The organism is Bacillus sp. BACIII (assembly GCF_057836745.1).
Genome location: NZ_CM174437.1, coordinates 3507259 through 3523761, shown reverse-complemented (window position 1 = coordinate 3523761; position 16503 = coordinate 3507259). Strand labels below are relative to the sequence as shown.

Below are 16503 nucleotides of genomic sequence, written 5' to 3'. Positions count from 1 at the left end.
TTTTTGATCGTTGAATGAACGCAGCCTTCTCATCTGTGAAAGTCCTTCCTTCTCCTTTATGTGAATATTTTGTGAAAAAAGCAGAGTGTGTGACATAGTTCACAAGAAAATACGCTGTCTCTGTTTATAGTGAACTTAGCATCACCTGACTCGGAAGGAGTGAACTTTCATGAAGAAAAAGAAAATGAGTCCGTTGTTTAGGAGATTGAATTATTTCTCTCCTATCGAACACCATTCAAATAAACATAGCCAAACCACCCGCGAAGATCGCGATTGGGAGAATGTATACAGAAACAGATGGCAGCACGACAAAGTCGTTCGCTCCACCCACGGTGTTAACTGCACAGGGTCTTGCAGCTGGAACATTTATGTGAAAAACGGAATTGTCACGTGGGAAGGGCAAAACTTGAATTATCCATCAACAGGCCCGGATATGCCTGATTTCGAACCGAGAGGCTGTCCGCGGGGCGCCAGTTTTTCGTGGTACATCTACAGCCCGCTCCGTGTGAAATATCCGTACGTGCGCGGTGTGCTGATCAATTTGTGGCGGGAAGCACTGCAGGCGCATCAAAATCCGCTTGATGCTTGGAAATCAATCGTTGAAAATCCTGAAAAAGCGAAGTCCTATAAACAGGCAAGAGGAAAAGGCGGGTTTGTGCGCGCTGAATGGTCCGAGGTGCTGAAGCTGATTTCAGCCTCTCTGCTGTATACAGTCATGAAATACGGGCCTGATCGGAATGTCGGCTTTTCACCGATTCCGGCGATGTCCATGATCAGCTACGCATCAGGTTCGCGATTCATGTCTTTAATCGGCGGCCCTATGCTCAGTTTCTATGACTGGTATGCGGATCTTCCGCCGGCGTCCCCGCAAATTTGGGGCGACCAGACGGACGTTCCGGAAAGCAGTGATTGGTACAATTCCGGCTATATCATCACATGGGGTTCAAACGTTCCGTTAACGAGAACGCCTGACGCACATTTTTTGGCGGAAGCCCGCTATAAAGGCGCTAAGGTCATTTCGATCAGTCCGGATTTTGCGGAATCCTCAAAGTTCGCCGATGACTGGCTCAGTATCCGCCAAGGGACTGACGGGGCGCTTGCGATGGCTATGGGGCATGTCATTTTGCAGGAATTTTACGTGAATCAAGAGACGGAGCGGTTTATCAAGTATGCGAAGCAATACACGGATTTTCCATTCCTCGTCACTCTGTCAAAAGAAAACGGCGTATACACAGCGGGCCGGTTTCTGCATGCGAAGGACATAGGGCGGCAGACAAAGCATGATCAATGGAAGCCTGCAGTCTGGAATGAACAGACAGGCGCTCTTGCCATACCGCAAGGAACAATGGGCTCCCGCTGGGACGGGCAGCAGAAATGGAACCTGCACATGATCGATGAAGACACCGGGGAACAGATCGAGCCCCGTCTCTCTGTGCTTGGAATGGAGGACGAAATCGGCTCGGTGCGCATTCCGTATTTTTCAAATGACGGAAACGAAGTGCTCAAGCGGGATCTTCCTATTAAAAAACTGGATCTGAACGGCGAAGAGGTATGTGTCACGACCGTGTTTGACTTGATATTGGCCAATTACGGCGTGAACCGGGGCATCGGTCAGCAATCAGCTGTCTCTTATGATGATCCTCGTCCGTTTACACCTGGCTGGCAGGAACAGATGACGGGAATCAAAAAAGAGGCCGTCATTCAGATTGCGAGAGAGTTTGCTCAAAATGCGATTGATACTGACGGCAGATCCATGATTATCGTCGGAGCGGGGATTAACCACTGGTTCAATTCCGACACAATCTACCGCGCGGTGTTAAATCTTGTTTTACTCGTAGGCGCCCAAGGCGTAAACGGCGGAGGCTGGGCTCATTATGTCGGTCAGGAAAAGCTCCGTCCTGCCGAAGGGTGGCAGACGATCGCAAATGCAAAGGACTGGGAAGGCGTGCCTAAGCTGCAAAACGGCACCTCATTTTTTTACTTTGCGACAGACCAGTGGCGTTATGAAGACCAGCCGATCAGTGACTTGGCTTCACCGATCGCCGGGTCATCCCGCTACAAGCATCACGCCGATTACAATGTGCTGGCGGCGCGATTAGGGTGGCTGCCGTCCTACCCGACTTTCGATAAAAGCGGCATTGACCTGTACAAAGAAGCTGAAAAAGCGGGGGCGGCGACGCCTGAAGACGTTGGTGCGTATGTAGCCTCACAGCTTCAGGACAAAAAGCTGAAATTCGCGATTGAAGATCCAGACAATGAAGCCAATTTCCCAAGGAATCTCTTCGTATGGCGGGCCAATCTGATCTCAAGCTCAGGAAAAGGGCATGAATATTTTCTCAAGCATTTGCTGGGAACGACGAACGGTTTGATGAATGACGACAGCGACAGCATCCGCCCTGAAGAAATCAAATGGCGGGAGCAGGCGCCGGAAGGCAAGCTCGACTTGTTAATCAACCTTGATTTTCGAATGGCGGGTACGGCGCTGTATTCCGATATCGTGCTGCCGGCGGCGACATGGTATGAAAAACACGATCTCAGCAGCACGGATATGCACCCGTTCATCCATCCATTTGCTCCGGCCATCTCAGCTCCGTGGGAATCGAGATCAGACTGGGATATTTTCAAGGCCCTGTCAAAAGCCGTTTCCGATCTGGCGGAAGAAGTCGAGATGGAGCCGGTGAAAGAAGTGGTTGCAACGCCGCTTCTCCACGACACGATGCAGGAGCTGGCCCAGCCGTTCGGCAAAATCAATGACTGGAGCAGGGGCGAATGTGAAGCCATTCCGGGAAAAACGATGCCGAACATCCAAGTCGTTGAACGGGATTACAAGCACATCTTTCATAAAATGACCGCGCTCGGACCTTACACCGGTTTAAAACCGAGCGGCACAAAAGGGATGAGCTGGTCGATAGCCGATGAATATGAATCACTCAAAAAGAGACTTGGAGAAATCACCTCGGACAGCGTCGCAAAGGGATGTCCGAATATAAGTGAAGCGAAGCAGGCGGCGGAAGCGATTTTAACCCTGTCGTCCACCTCCAATGGAAAAGTCGCCGTGAAAGCATGGGAATCACTTGAAAACATCACCAATCTGGAGCTGAAAGACCTGGCGGAAGAACGGGAGGAAGAATGCTTTACGTTCGAACAAATTACAGCCCAGCCAAAAACGGTTATCACGTCTCCGGCCTTTACCGGCTCAGAAAAAGGGGGACGCAGGTACTCGCCGTTTACGACAAACGTAGAAAAATTAATTCCGTGGCGGACTCTGACCGGCAGACAATCTTATTATGTCGATCATGAACTGATGATGGAATTCGGTGAAACGATGGCGACATTTAAACCGATCCTCCAGCATCGCCCGTTCCTAAGCAAAAGGCCTGATCAAGAGGGCAAAGAAATCGTTCTTAATTATTTGACGCCGCATAATAAATGGTCCGTCCACAGCATGTATTTTGATTCCCTGCCGATGCTGACACTGTTCCGCGGCGGGCCGACCGTGTGGATGAATAAAGATGACGCCGCGGATACGGATATCAAAGACAACGATTGGATTGAATGCTTTAACCGAAACGGCGTTGTCGTGGCGAGGGCGGTTTTGTCTCACCGGATTCCTAAAGGAATGGCGTTTATGCACCATGCCCAGGACCGCCATATCAACGTGCCCGGCACAAAACTGACAAATAACCGCGGCGGCACCCATAACAGCCCGACAAGGATTCACGTTAAGCCGACACAGATGATCGGGGGCTATGCCCAGCTCAGCTACGGCTTTAATTATTACGGCCCGACGGGGAACCAGCGCGACCTGAATGTCGTCATCCGCAAGCTGAAGGAGGTCGATTGGCTTGAAGATTAAAGCGCAAATAGGGATGGTCATGAACTTGGATAAATGCATCGGCTGCCACACGTGCAGCGTCACCTGCAAAAACACGTGGACAAACCGTTCCGGTGCGGAATATATGTACTTCAATAATGTAGAAACAAAGCCGGGTATCGGCTACCCGAAGCAATGGGAGGACCAGGACAAATATAAAGGCGGCTGGACATTGAAAAAAGGGAAGCTTGAACTGAAATCCGGCCCGAAAACAAACCGGCTTGCAGGCCTTTTCTATAATCCGAATCAGCCGTCAATTGATGATTACTATGAACCTTGGAACTATGATTATGAAACATTAACGAACAGTCCGCAGAAAAAACACCAGCCTGTGGCACGGCCGAAATCGTCCCTGACGGGGGATTTCATGAATATTGAGTGGGGCCCGAACTGGGAGGATGATCTCGCCGGCGGCCATATTACAGGGCTTGAAGATCCAAACGTTCAAAAAATGGAGGAATCGATCAAAACGGAGTTCGATGAGGTCTTTATGATGTACCTGCCGCGTATTTGCGAACACTGCATCAATCCGGCATGCGTGTCATCCTGCCCATCCGGCGCCATGTACAAACGCGAAGAAGACGGCATTGTGCTTGTGGATCAAAACGCGTGCCGTTCATGGAGATATTGCGTGTCATCCTGCCCTTATAAAAAAGTCTATTTTAACTGGCAAACGAACAAAGCGGAAAAATGCACACTTTGCTTTCCGCGCTTGGAGGCGGGGCTGCCGACCATCTGCTCGGAGACGTGTGTCGGCAGAATCCGCTATCTCGGTGTCATGCTGTATGACGCGGACAAAGTGGAGGAAGCAGCATCTGTTGAAAATGAAAAGGATCTCTATCATTCCCAATTAGACGTTTTTCTCGATCCGAATGATCCCGAGGTTGCCAAACAGGCAAAAGAACAAGGCATCCCGGCTGAATGGATAGAGGCGGCGCAGCAATCGCCGATCTACAAAATGATCATCGACTGGAAGATTGCGCTGCCGCTTCACCCTGAGTACCGCACCCTGCCGATGGTTTGGTACATTCCGCCGCTGAGCCCGATTATGAATCTCTTTGAAGGAAAAGGAAGCGGGCAATCCGCGGAAGCTATTTTCCCGGCTATCGACCAAATGAGAATTCCGATTGACTATTTGGCGCAGCTATTAACGGCTGGTGATACGGATCATATTCGGTCCACGTTAAAGAAAATGTCTGTTATGCGCCAATATATGAGAGCGGTCCAGACGAATAAATCCATCGACCCGGCACTGATCTCCAGTGTCGGCTTAACAGAACAGCAAATTAAAGACATGTACCGGCTGCTGGCGATCGCCAAATATGATGACCGCTTTGTGATTCCAAGCAGCCATCGGGAAGAAGTGTCTGATTTATACGCTGAACAAGGGAGCTGCGGCTTATCATTTTCAGGCGGCCCAGGCTCTTGTTTCTAACTTTTGATAAATGAGGTGGAACAAGATGAACACCATGGACCGGCAAATTACGTTTTCTGCTCTTTCCTGTCTTCTCTCTTATCCTGATGAAGAATGGAGAGCCGAGCTTCCTGATTGGAAGTCTCTTATTCTTGAAATCAGCAGCCGGAAAATCAGGGAGAAGCTGCTGCACTTTTTGGAGGCGGCAGCCGGATTTTCTCCGGAAGCGCTGATTGAACACTATGTCTATACGTTCGATTTCGGGAAAAAAACGAATATGTACGTCACCTACTTTAACTCAGGCGAACAAAGGGAACGCGGCATTGAATTGCTGCATTTAAAAAACACCTACCAGCAATCCGGTTTCCTGCCGACAGAGAAAGAACTGCCTGATTACCTGCCGCTGATGCTGGAATTTGCGGCGGCTGCGGAGACTGAAGCGGCGAGAAGCGTGTTTGAGAAATATCTGTCCAATGTGAGAGAGCTGGCATCCCGACTCGAAAAAAATGACAGCATATACGCCGGGCTCTTGCATGCCCTGCTGGCCGCGCTGGACATTCTCGGCGTGCGGGAAAGCATTGAAGAAGGGACTGTTCAGGCATGAGCGAGCGGGTCCTGTGGGGGATTATGCCGTACATTGTATTGACGATCTTTATCGGCGGGCATATTTACCGCTATCAGCATGACCAGTTTGGCTGGACGGCGAAATCAAGCGAGCTGTTAGAAAAGAAAAAACTCGCGGCTGGCAGCACACTTTTTCATTGGGGCCTCGTGTGCGTTGTCGGCGGACATGTCATGGGAATTTTGATCCCGGAAGCCGTGTACGCTTCCATCGGCATTTCAGAGCATATGTATCACAAAATAGCGATCGGCGCTGGCTTGCCGGCGGGGATTGCGGCGTGTACCGGACTCGTGATCCTGACGTACAGAAGGCTGTTTGACAAAAGAATCCGCAAAACCAGCTCGCCATCGGATATCCTTACGCTCATCCTGCTGCTGTTTATGATGCTGTCGGGCGTTGCGGCCACGTTTCTCAACATTGATTCGAAAGGCTTTGATTACAGAGCGACAGTCGGGCCGTGGTTCAGGGAAATCGTTTTGTTCCGGCCTGACGCTTCTTTGATGGAGAGTGTCCCGCTATGGTTTAAGTTTCATATCATCATCGGGTATGTTGTTTTTATCCTCTGGCCGTTTACAAGATTGGTTCACGTGTTCAGCCTGCCGCTCAAGTATTTGACCCGCAGCTATGTTGTTTATCGGAAACGCTCATGAAAATCCCCTTTCCAAGAGGGGGATTTTTATGGTGAAAAAAATAAAAATATAAGATATTTTCTGCCAATGTAATGGCTGGGCGGCCGGGATTCCTGTTATGTTTGATGTGAAATACATGAACAAAAGGAGAGTGAAGAATGAAGCGGGTTTTCTTCATTGTAGCTGCTTGTCTCATCACCAGCGCCGGCGTCCTGACACTCAGACATTCTCATATATTAACCGGCGGCACGGCCGGACTGTCACTAAGCCTGTCATATTTGTTTCCATCCTCGTTTGCCGTTATCTTCTTTCTGATTAATATCCCGTTTTATATATTTTCCCTCATCAGAATGGGCATCAAATTCACTCTATCTACCGTTTTTGCAGTCACAGTGCTGACTATGTTTACAGGCGCAGATCACTGGCTGCCGCCGTTCTCTGTTTCACCGCTTGCCGGGGCGATTTGCGGCGGATCGCTGATCGGGTTCGGCCTGTCGCTCATGTTTTACCATCAGGCATCGCTCGGCGGCGCCAATATCCTCGCTTTATTTCTGCAAAAGCGCTGCGGATGGAATCCGGGTGCGGTTAATTTCCTTTTCGATTTTGGCGTAGTGCTGGCCGGCATTTTTTCCGTCGGATTGCAAAGAGGAATCTTCTCCTTAGTGTCGATTGCGGTCACGGGCCTGATCATCGGCATTTTTAAAAATAAAATCAAAAACAGCAGCTCCCTCAAGCCGGTTTTGCTTCATAACCTCACGCCGGGGCAATCACAGGAAGCCTCATCGTAAGCCTTTCCGCTCGTTCGGAGAGGCTTTTCATATGTTTACAGGCCGGAAAACAGAGGGTATACAGAGATATCGGATCAGATGGGGGAGAGTCGGGATGCTGAAAAGGAGACTGGAATTTTGCTTTTTATATATGATGCTTATCGGAGCATATGTCATATGGTTTTTTCCGGTCTCCAGGCTTGAGTTTTACGGCGGATTGCTTTGCTATGCAAGTATTATTTTGTTCAGCATCTATTCGTTAATTCTTGAAAACCGCACCTCGCAGCACACGCTGTTATGGATCCACATTCTTGTCTTTTTTCCGATCGCCGGGTACTTATTTTACCTTTTTTCCGGCCAGCTTTATGAAAAAGGCAAGCTGTTCAGGTCGAAACGGACATATAACCGGGAAAAGCTGAGGACGATATTCGATATGGAGCAAACTCCCGACTTGTCCGGACTGAAAGGAAATCAAAAGCGTTTCTTTCAGTATTCAATCAGAGCGGCCCATATGAATATCAATACAAAAAGCAGGCTGACGGTGCTCAAAAACGGGGATGAAACATTCCCTGAGCTGTTTGAGGCGCTTCGGGCGGCAACGTCATTTATACATATTGAATATTACATGTTCAAATCAGACATGCTCGGGCACAAGATGATGGAGATTATGATGGAAAAAGCCCGTGAAGGCGTGGAAGTGCGGTTTTTGTTCGACGCGGCCGGCAGCTTGAAGCTGGCCGGAAAAGACATTAAAAAACTGAAACGTGCGGGCGTGAATATCGTCCCGTTTCTGCCGCTGAAATATGGCTTTTTCAACCAGAAATTCAATTTCCGAAATCACCGCAAGATCGTGATCGTTGACGGGAAAACCGGTTTTGTCGGCGGGCTGAATGTCGGCAAGGAATATATCAGTAAAGACCGAAATGTCGGTTTTTGGCGTGACACCCATATGAAAGTCGAAGGAGAAATTGTTCAGACGCTCCACAGTATTTTTATGCTTGATTGGGAATACGTTTCGGATGAGGTGCTTATTAATCAAAAAGCATACAGCCGCCCGGTCCCTGCAGAAAGCGGCGGCATCTATCAAGTCGTTCCGACAGGCCCTGATATGAAGGAGCGGATGAGCGATCTGTATTATGCCATGATTGCGGCAGCCGAATCGTCTGTATGGATTGCGACGCCTTATTTCGTGCCGAATGAGCCGATCCGCACAGCATTAAAGGAGGCAGCTGCCAGAGGCGTAGAGGTGCGTGTGATGGTGCCGGAAACCAATGACGGGTTTTTAACCCAGTACGCGACGAGATCGTATTTCCCCGAGCTTCTTCGCGAAGGAATCGAAGTTTATTCCTATCAAAAAGGCTTTATGCATCAAAAAGTGCTCATCACTGACGGAAACCTCGCTTCTGTCGGGACGGCGAATATGGACATGAGAAGCTTTCAGCTGAACTTTGAAGTCAATGTCTTTTTTACAGATCAGGCTGCAATCAAAGATCTTGAAGTGCATTATCTGGAAGATATGAAGGAGTCTGAGAAAGTCAGCCCCGTCCGTTTCTATAAGCGCACATTATGGGAAAGAACGAAGGAATCCTTTGCACGGTTATTTTCAGGCGTTTTATAAAAAGCGCTTAAAAACGCCTTGTGTATAGTATAATTGAGAAATATAGGAGGGCGGAATCGTGCTGCGACAATTTATTTCTTATTATAAACCGTACAAAAAGCTGTTTTTTCTCGACTTCTTTTCTGCCATTGCCGGCGGATTGATGGAGCTGAGTTTTCCTCTGATTGTCAATTACTTTATCGATACATTGCTCCCGGGCCGGGATTGGAGTCTGATTATTTTGACTTCCGCTGCTTTATTCGGGGTCTACGCCCTCAGCTCGGCACTTCAGTATGTTGTGACGTATTGGGGCCATATGCTCGGCATTAACATTGAAACCGATATGCGGAAAAAGCTTTTTGACCATCTGCAAAAGCTTTCCTTCAAATTTTACGATAACAACAAAACGGGCAGTTTAATGTCCAAGCTCACCAATGATTTGATGTATATCGGAGAAACCGCCCACCACGGGCCCGAAGATCTGTTTATCGCCATCATGACGATTTTGGGCGCGTTCGGTGTGATGCTGTTCATTAACTGGCAGCTCGCGCTGTTGACGTTTATCATCATGCCGGTCGTCATTTGGCTCGCTTTATATTTCAATAAAAAAATGACCTCTGCATTTACAAAACTGAACAAAGACGTCGGGGATTTCAGCGCGAGGGTCGAAAACAATATCGGCGGCATCCGCCTTGTCCAGGCTTTCAGTAATGAAGCGTTTGAACAGCAGCGGTTTGACGTGAACAATCAGCGGTTCCGCAAAACAAAACTGACGTCATATAAAATCATGGCGAAAAACGGCTCAATCAGTTACATGCTGACAAGATTCGTCACGCTGTTCGTCCTGTTGTGCGGCACATGGTTTGTCATCCGCGGATCATTATCCTACGGGGAATTCGTCGCTTTCGTGCTGCTGACGAACGTTCTCTTCCGTCCGATTGATAAAATCAACGCGATTATTGAAATGTACCCGCGAGGCATTGCCGGTTTTAAAAGCTTTATGGAAATCCTGGAAACGGAGCCTGACATCAAGGATGCCCCGAATGCGAAACATGTGTCCGGTTTAAAACGGAATATCCGCTATGATCATGTGTCATTCGGCTATGAAGAAAACAATCCGGTGCTGTCCGGCATTAATTTGTCCATTCAAGCGGGGGAGACGGTCGCATTTGTCGGGCCTTCGGGAGCGGGGAAATCAACGCTGACAAGTCTGCTGCCGCGTTTTTATGAACCGTCTGAAGGCGCGATATCCATAGACGGAATTGATATTAAAGACATGACGCTGTCATCTCTGCGCGGACAAATCGGCGTCGTCCAGCAGGATGTTTTTCTGTTTTCCGGCACATTGCGGGAGAACATTGCTTACGGCCGGCTGGACGCGTCCGAGGAAGAAATCTGGCAGGCCGTCCGCCAGGCGCATTTAGAGGATTTGGTAAACGGGTATCCTGCCGGTTTAGATACGGTGATCGGCGAACGCGGAGTGAAGCTGTCAGGCGGACAGAAGCAGCGGCTTTCCATCGCCAGAATGTTTTTGAAAAACCCGCCGATCTTAATTTTGGATGAGGCTACATCGGCTCTCGATACAGAGACGGAAGCCGCCATTCAAAAGTCTCTGCAGAAACTTTCTGAAGGCCGCACGACACTTGTGATCGCCCATCGGCTGGCTACGGTTAAGGATGCGGACCGGATCGTCGTCGTCACGAAAGAAGGCATCGCCGAACAAGGACACCACAAGGAACTGCTGGCATCCGGCGGCATGTACCAAAGACTCCATCAGGCGCAATTCGGCGAACTGATTCATTAATATAGAAAAAGGATAGACGAACGGGGGCCGAGGCGCCTCCTGTCTATCCTTTCTTATGTAGTCCGTATTTAATGGGCTTCTTTTTGCGCAGGTTCGATGATATGTTTGAAACGGTCAATGAGCTGCACCGCTTTCTTTCCTTCCACTACAATTAAATATTCTTGTTCTTTATGCGCCATTCTGAATGTTTCCAGTTCGATGATGTCTTTGATTTTGCACATCGTTTTTTTAGAGTAGATATACAGCTCGTGGCCTCCCGTGTGGCAAAGCTGATAAAGCTGAAGCATGTTTCGTAAAGTGAACTTTTTAGCGGCTATTTTCAAAGATGTTATATTTTTCATATGTTTTCTCCTCCGTCTGATGATCTGTTATTTCGGAAATTCCCCATATAAACCGGTGATAAACCTGGTTATGCTTTCCACCTCAGCACGCCGCCCGCCAGGCGTTTGACTCCGCGGATAGCGCTTAATTCTTCGACGAGCTGAAGCAGCGCCCGGTCTTTCTCTTTCGCTTCAATCATAAAGTCGATGTCCGTCTCCCATTGTCTGAACCGCTCCAGCACCGGCAGAATAAAATTCGCATCCACATAGTCCGCATGACTGCGTATGGCTGATTCTGATTTTGGCGAGGAGAGGTGGACCTTCGGCTTTAAGCCGATCCGCTGCCATGTTTTCATCATCCGCGGGAGAATGTCATCTAAATCAGCGTCATCGGTCGGATTGGCGTAAAAATGATGATAATCAAACACAAACGGAATGCCCTCTTGTTCACATACACTGAGTGTTTCTTCAGATGTATACGTTTTATCATCGTTTTCCAAAGTCATCCGCTGTTTGATGACATCGGGGAGCTCTTTCAGATTCATGCCGAAACGGTCAAGCGCGCTTTGTTTGTCGCCATAAGCGCCTCCGATATGAATGTTAATGACGGAGCGGTCCGCGATGCCCATTGCGTCCAGCATGTCATAATGATAGGCCATATCCTTGACCGCATTAGCGGTAATGTCCCGTTTCGGGCTTGTGAAAAGGGTGAATTGGTTCGGGTGAAAGCTCGTTCTGAGATCATATTTTCTGACCAGCCCGCCGATCTCACGGAACTCCTGGCGAAACGGCGTGACAAAATCCCACAGTACATCCGGGTGCGTGGCGAGCGGCACAATCGAGCTTGAGAACCTGTACAAAGGGATGCCGTGTCCGACCGCATAGTGGAGGGTGCGCAGCGTATTGGTAAGATTTGCTTTCGTCACAGAAAGCAGGGCCTCTTTCCGCTCGCCGGGTGAAAGTTTTGTATAGCGCGCATATGTTAAGGTTTTGGCGGGGGATGCGTCCCAAAGGCACATGGCGTTTGAAACGAAACCGAATCTGAACAGCATATGGTTTCTCCTTTATAAAAAATAAGATATGGCTTTTCCCAGCCATGCTGCAGGAAGCTGTCTGACGGAGCGCTGTTTCACTTTTTCTAATGTGAGAAGCTCGGATTTTTCGATGTCCTGCTTTATGGTTGAGAGCACTTCTTCCGTAAAGGCCTCATCATTAATGATGACATTCACTTCCTCATTCAAGAACAGGCTCCGTTTATCAAAATTCGGCGTACCGATAATGCTGATGCGGTCGTCTATAATGAAGGCTTTGACGTGATAAAAGCCTTGATAATACCGGTAGATGAGACAGCCGGCTTTCAAAAGCTCGGGATAATAGGTAAACGCCGTTTCCCGAACGAGCGGATGGTCTGACTTCATCGGCACGATCAAAGTGACTTTGACGCCTTTTCGGCAGGCTGCAATAAGCGCTGCCTGAAGCCTTTTGCTCGGTACATAATAAGGCGTGCCGATCACGATGTTTTTTTCTGCTTTAAGGATGCAGGTTTCATAATGCGATTCAAGCGAAAAACCGTCCGACGCATATGTCCTATGAGAGATATTCCCTTCCGGCAACGGCGGATAAACCTCGGGTGACTCGGGTGTTTTTCCGGTGTTTCGTTTCAGGTCGCTTAAAAAAAGAGTCTGGAGATCCGCCGTGCCTTCGCCGGTCATCCGCAGATGATAATCCTCCCAGTTTCCGAACTTCGCTTTTTTGCCGAGATACTCTTCCGCGATGTTGAATCCGCCTACATAGCCGATTTTGCCGTCAATGACGGTTATTTTCCGGTGATTCCGTTTTTGCAGCTTGAAAAAAAGAAACGGAAATCCGGGTTTGTTCAGAAAATGAACGTGAACGCCGGCTTTTTCCATCGTTTGAATAGAAGGCTTTTTCACTTGGCGGCTGCCCGCCCAATCAAGCAGCAGATATACGGAGACGCCGGCCTGCGCCTTTTCTTTCAATAAATGAAACATATCATGGCAGACTTGGTCGTTCTTCATAATAAAAAACATCATATGAATAGAAGAGACGGCTTGGCGGATATCGGCCGTCATTTGCTGCACCAGCTCGCCGCCGCAGTGAATGAGTCTGATATCACTCTTTTTCGGATCAAAAACGGGCTCATACGCCTGTTTTTTGTACGCCGCCCGGCCAAGCAGCATATCAAGCAGCATAAGTGCGATTAATATGATAAAAATGACAAGCAATACAACAAAGATCTTCATATCGACACTCCTTTCCTAAGTATCCATAGTGTGCCCTGAGAATGCGAATTTAACCATTGACTGAACACTCATTCATTATTTATGATAAAGTAAAGATATGACAATGAAGAGGGGAATCAGAACAAAGGGGGAGACAAGATGAACGCTTTTCTCATGGTAAACGCGCTGCTGTTCTTAGCTGTAACCGCTTACGCCGTTTATTTATTCGTTTACCTGATCAGAACGAGGATCGCTTATATTAAGCTCGGCCAAAGGGAAGAATTTGATAAACGCCTGAAAGAACGTCTGCAAAAGATATGGGTGAATGTGTTCGGACAGAAAAAATTGCTGAAAGATAAAAAAAGCGGAATCATCCACGTTCTGTTTTTTTACGGATTTATACTCGTTCAGTTCGGCGCAATTGATTTTATTCTGAAAGGGCTGCTTCCCGATCGGCATTTGCCGTTCGGCCCGCTTTATCCGGCGTTTACCTTTTTTCAGGAAATCGTCACGTTTCTTATTTTAATTGCCGTGGTTTGGGCGTTTTACCGGCGCTACATTGAAAAACTCGTCAGACTGAAACGCGGGTTTAAAGCGGGGCTTGTCCTGCTGTTCATCGGAGGACTGATGGTGACGGTGCTTCTCGGGAACGCCATGAACCTTTTATGGCACGATCATTCTTTGTCCTGGACGGAGCCGATCGCTTCCTCCATTGCGTTTGTGCTCGGCGGTCTTTCAGCACCGGCCGCAGCCGCCGTGTTTTATGTTTCATGGTGGCTTCATCTGTTGTTTTTGCTCAGCTTTTTAGTGTACGTGCCGCAATCAAAGCATGCACACTTAATTGCGGGTCCGGCAAATGTGTTCCTCACCAGGCTGAATTCAAAAGGAAAACTGGAAAAAATTGATTTCACCGATGAAACGAAAGAAAGCTACGGTGTCGGAAAGATTGAAGACTTCCGCCGCTCCCAGCTTGTCGATCTTTACGCCTGCGTCGAATGCGGCCGCTGTACAAATATGTGTCCTGCTTCCGGTACGGGCAAAATGCTTTCACCGATGGATCTCATCTTAAAGCTGAGAGACCACCTGACGGAAAAGGGAGCTGCCGTGACATCAAAATCTCCGTGGGTGCCCGCGCCCGTTTTTCAGCATACGAAGGCGAATCAGCTCGCCGCGGCTTCCTCAGGGGGAGGCTCGCGTGAAGCGGCGGCAGCCATTGACTACAACCCGAGCTTAATCGGCGAGGTCATTACGGAGGAGGAAATCTGGGCGTGCACCACATGCCGCAACTGTGAAGATCAATGTCCGGTCATGAATGAACACGTTGATAAAATTATCGATCTGCGCCGCTATCTTGTGCTTACGGAAGGGAAGATGGACAGCGACGCGCAGCGGGCCATGACAAGCATTGAAAGACAGGGAAACCCGTGGGGCTTAAACCGGAAAGAGCGGGAAAACTGGCGGGAGCAGACGGATACAGAGATTCCGACGGTGAAAGAAATGAAAAAACAAGAGAAAGAGTTTGATTATTTGTTTTGGGTCGGTTCAATGGGTTCCTATGACAACAGAAGCCAAAAGATCGCCGTCTCATTTGCAAAACTGCTCAATGAAGCGGGCGTATCCTTTGCGATACTCGGCAATAAAGAAAAAAACTCTGGCGATACGCCGCGCCGTTTAGGCAACGAGTTTCTGTTCCAAGAGCTGGCGGAACACAACATCGGCGAATTTGAAAAACACGGGATCAAAAAAATCGTCACGATTGATCCGCACGCCTATAATATGTTCAAAAATGAATATCCTGATTTCGGATTCCAGGCTGAAGTCTATCATCATACTGAATTATTAGCCGAGCTGGTGTCGCAGGGGAAACTAAAACCGCTTCATCCGGTGAATGAAACGATTACCTTCCATGACTCATGCTATTTAGGCAGATACAATGAAGTGTATGAGCCGCCGAGAGCGATCTTAAAAGCCATCCCTGGCGTTCAATTGAAGGAAATGGAGCGCAGCCGCGAAAACGGAATGTGCTGCGGCGCCGGGGGAGGCCTCATGTGGATGGAAGAAGAAACGGGAGTGAGAATCAACACGGCCCGGACTGAGCAGGCGCTTTCTGTCAGCCCGACGGTCATCAGCTCCGGCTGCCCTTACTGCCTGACCATGCTCGGTGACGGTACAAAAGCGAAAGAAGCCGAAGACGCGATCGGCACTTATGATGTCAGTGAATTACTCGCCATGTCTGTATTCGGTACGGAAAAACAAGAGTCTTTATAGAGAGAAGCAGGCCGCCCGCGCATATGCCGGCGGCTTTGTTTTCGCGCATCGGCCGAATTATGAAGGGACGCCTCTAAAATTTCTTAAATTACACTGTTAAGGGTAGCATATTCTGTTTTAATTTGTTTATAATGAGAGGTATGGTTTATGAACAAAACAATACAAAATCGTTCTTATTATAGGATAGAAACAGATACATATAAGTAATAGAAAGGGAGTGTCCGACCTTGAGTATCAAACAATATTCTCAGGAACAGCTGAAGCAGATGGCTTTAGTTGAAATCGCTCACGAAATTTTCTCAGAACATAAAAAACCGGTTCCGTTCCAGGAGCTGCTGAATGAAATTACCTCCTTGCTCGGTGTTAAGAAAGAGGAACTGGGTGACCGCATCGCCCAATTTTATACCGACCTCAACATTGACGGCCGCTTTATTGCTCTGTCAGATCAGACTTGGGGGCTTCGCAGCTGGTATCCGTACGATCAGCTGGACGAAGAAACACAGCCGACTGTAAAAGCGAAAAAGAAAAAAGCGAAAAAAGCCGTTGAAGAAGATCTTGATCTTGACGAATTCGAGGAAGTTGATGAAGATGACATCGATCTCGATGAAATTGAAGAAGATCTTGACCTTGAAGCAGACAGCTTTGACGACGAAGATATCGACGATGAAGAAGATGACGACGATCTTGAGATCGAAGAGGATATGATTGAAGAAGATGAGGATGAAGACGAGGATCAAAAACGCTGATTTCATAGCAGCAAAACGATCTTGACTTTCATTGTCGAACTATGTAGTATGTATTTTGGGCTCTTCAAAAAGAAGAGAATTCATAAGAGTGCTACGCTCCCTTTCAAGAAATTGAAAGGGAGCTTTCTTATTTTCATCTCCCAAATTCTTTTATACATCATTTGTTTTTAGTGAAATGATTTTCTATAAAACGGCACATTTTAAAGAATGTAGCGCAGA

At 48.2% G+C, this 16503-nt stretch carries 12 protein-coding genes; 9 read left to right on the top strand and 3 right to left on the bottom strand.

Going from position 1 to position 16503, the window contains the following annotated elements:
* Positions 1-169 precede the first annotated feature (169 nt).
* From ACXN9U_RS17355 to ACXN9U_RS17325, 7 genes are all read left to right on the top strand, one after another.
* Positions 170-3856, top strand: a complete 3687-nt coding sequence (locus ACXN9U_RS17355) for a nitrate reductase subunit alpha (protein ID WP_060964030.1) — start codon at positions 170-172, stop codon at positions 3854-3856.
* Positions 3846-5309 (top strand): nitrate reductase subunit beta, encoded by a 1464-nt coding sequence (gene narH, locus ACXN9U_RS17350; protein WP_060964031.1) that lies wholly within the window; start codon positions 3846-3848, stop codon positions 5307-5309. Before ACXN9U_RS17355 ends, narH begins: the two co-directional genes overlap by 11 nt.
* Before the next feature lie 25 nt (positions 5310-5334).
* Entirely contained in the window at positions 5335-5892 is a 558-nt protein-coding gene (gene narJ, locus ACXN9U_RS17345) for a nitrate reductase molybdenum cofactor assembly chaperone (protein WP_060964032.1), read from the top strand.
* Positions 5889-6560: a respiratory nitrate reductase subunit gamma gene (gene narI / locus ACXN9U_RS17340; protein WP_060964033.1), complete on the top strand. Its 672-nt coding sequence runs from the start codon at positions 5889-5891 to the stop codon at positions 6558-6560. Before narJ ends, narI begins: the two co-directional genes overlap by 4 nt.
* Before the next feature lie 137 nt (positions 6561-6697).
* Entirely contained in the window at positions 6698-7327 is a 630-nt protein-coding gene (locus ACXN9U_RS17335; RefSeq protein WP_060964034.1) for a YitT family protein, read from the top strand.
* A gap of 94 nt (positions 7328-7421) precedes the next feature.
* A complete protein-coding gene (cls, locus tag ACXN9U_RS17330; protein WP_489201962.1) occupies positions 7422-8924 on the top strand; it encodes a cardiolipin synthase in 1503 nt (500 codons plus the stop codon).
* A gap of 58 nt (positions 8925-8982) precedes the next feature.
* Positions 8983-10707, top strand: coding sequence for an ABC transporter ATP-binding protein (locus ACXN9U_RS17325; protein ID WP_489201961.1), 1725 nt, complete (start codon positions 8983-8985; stop codon positions 10705-10707).
* Between the two features lie 68 nt (positions 10708-10775).
* Here the strand turns inward: ACXN9U_RS17325 and ACXN9U_RS17320 are convergent, their stop codons facing one another.
* From ACXN9U_RS17320 to cls (ACXN9U_RS17310), 3 genes are all read right to left on the bottom strand, one after another.
* Positions 10776-11048: a hypothetical protein gene (locus ACXN9U_RS17320; RefSeq protein ID WP_007407620.1), complete on the bottom strand. Its 273-nt coding sequence runs from the start codon at positions 11046-11048 to the stop codon at positions 10776-10778.
* Between the two features lie 68 nt (positions 11049-11116).
* Positions 11117-12079, bottom strand: coding sequence for a UV DNA damage repair endonuclease UvsE (gene uvsE, locus ACXN9U_RS17315; RefSeq protein WP_489201960.1), 963 nt, complete (start codon positions 12077-12079; stop codon positions 11117-11119).
* Between the two features lie 12 nt (positions 12080-12091).
* On the bottom strand, positions 12092-13291 hold the full coding sequence (gene cls / locus ACXN9U_RS17310; RefSeq protein WP_060964038.1) for a cardiolipin synthase: 1200 nt from the start codon (positions 13289-13291) through the stop codon (positions 12092-12094).
* Between the two features lie 138 nt (positions 13292-13429).
* On the opposite strand from cls (ACXN9U_RS17310), the gene ACXN9U_RS17305 reads away from it, so the two are divergent.
* Both ACXN9U_RS17305 and rpoE read left to right on the top strand, forming a co-directional pair.
* Positions 13430-15538, top strand: a complete 2109-nt coding sequence (locus ACXN9U_RS17305; RefSeq protein ID WP_489201959.1) for a (Fe-S)-binding protein — start codon at positions 13430-13432, stop codon at positions 15536-15538.
* 227 nt (positions 15539-15765) lie between these two features.
* On the top strand, positions 15766-16284 hold the full coding sequence (rpoE, locus tag ACXN9U_RS17300) for a DNA-directed RNA polymerase subunit delta (protein ID WP_060964040.1): 519 nt from the start codon (positions 15766-15768) through the stop codon (positions 16282-16284).
* Positions 16285-16503 lie beyond the last annotated feature (219 nt).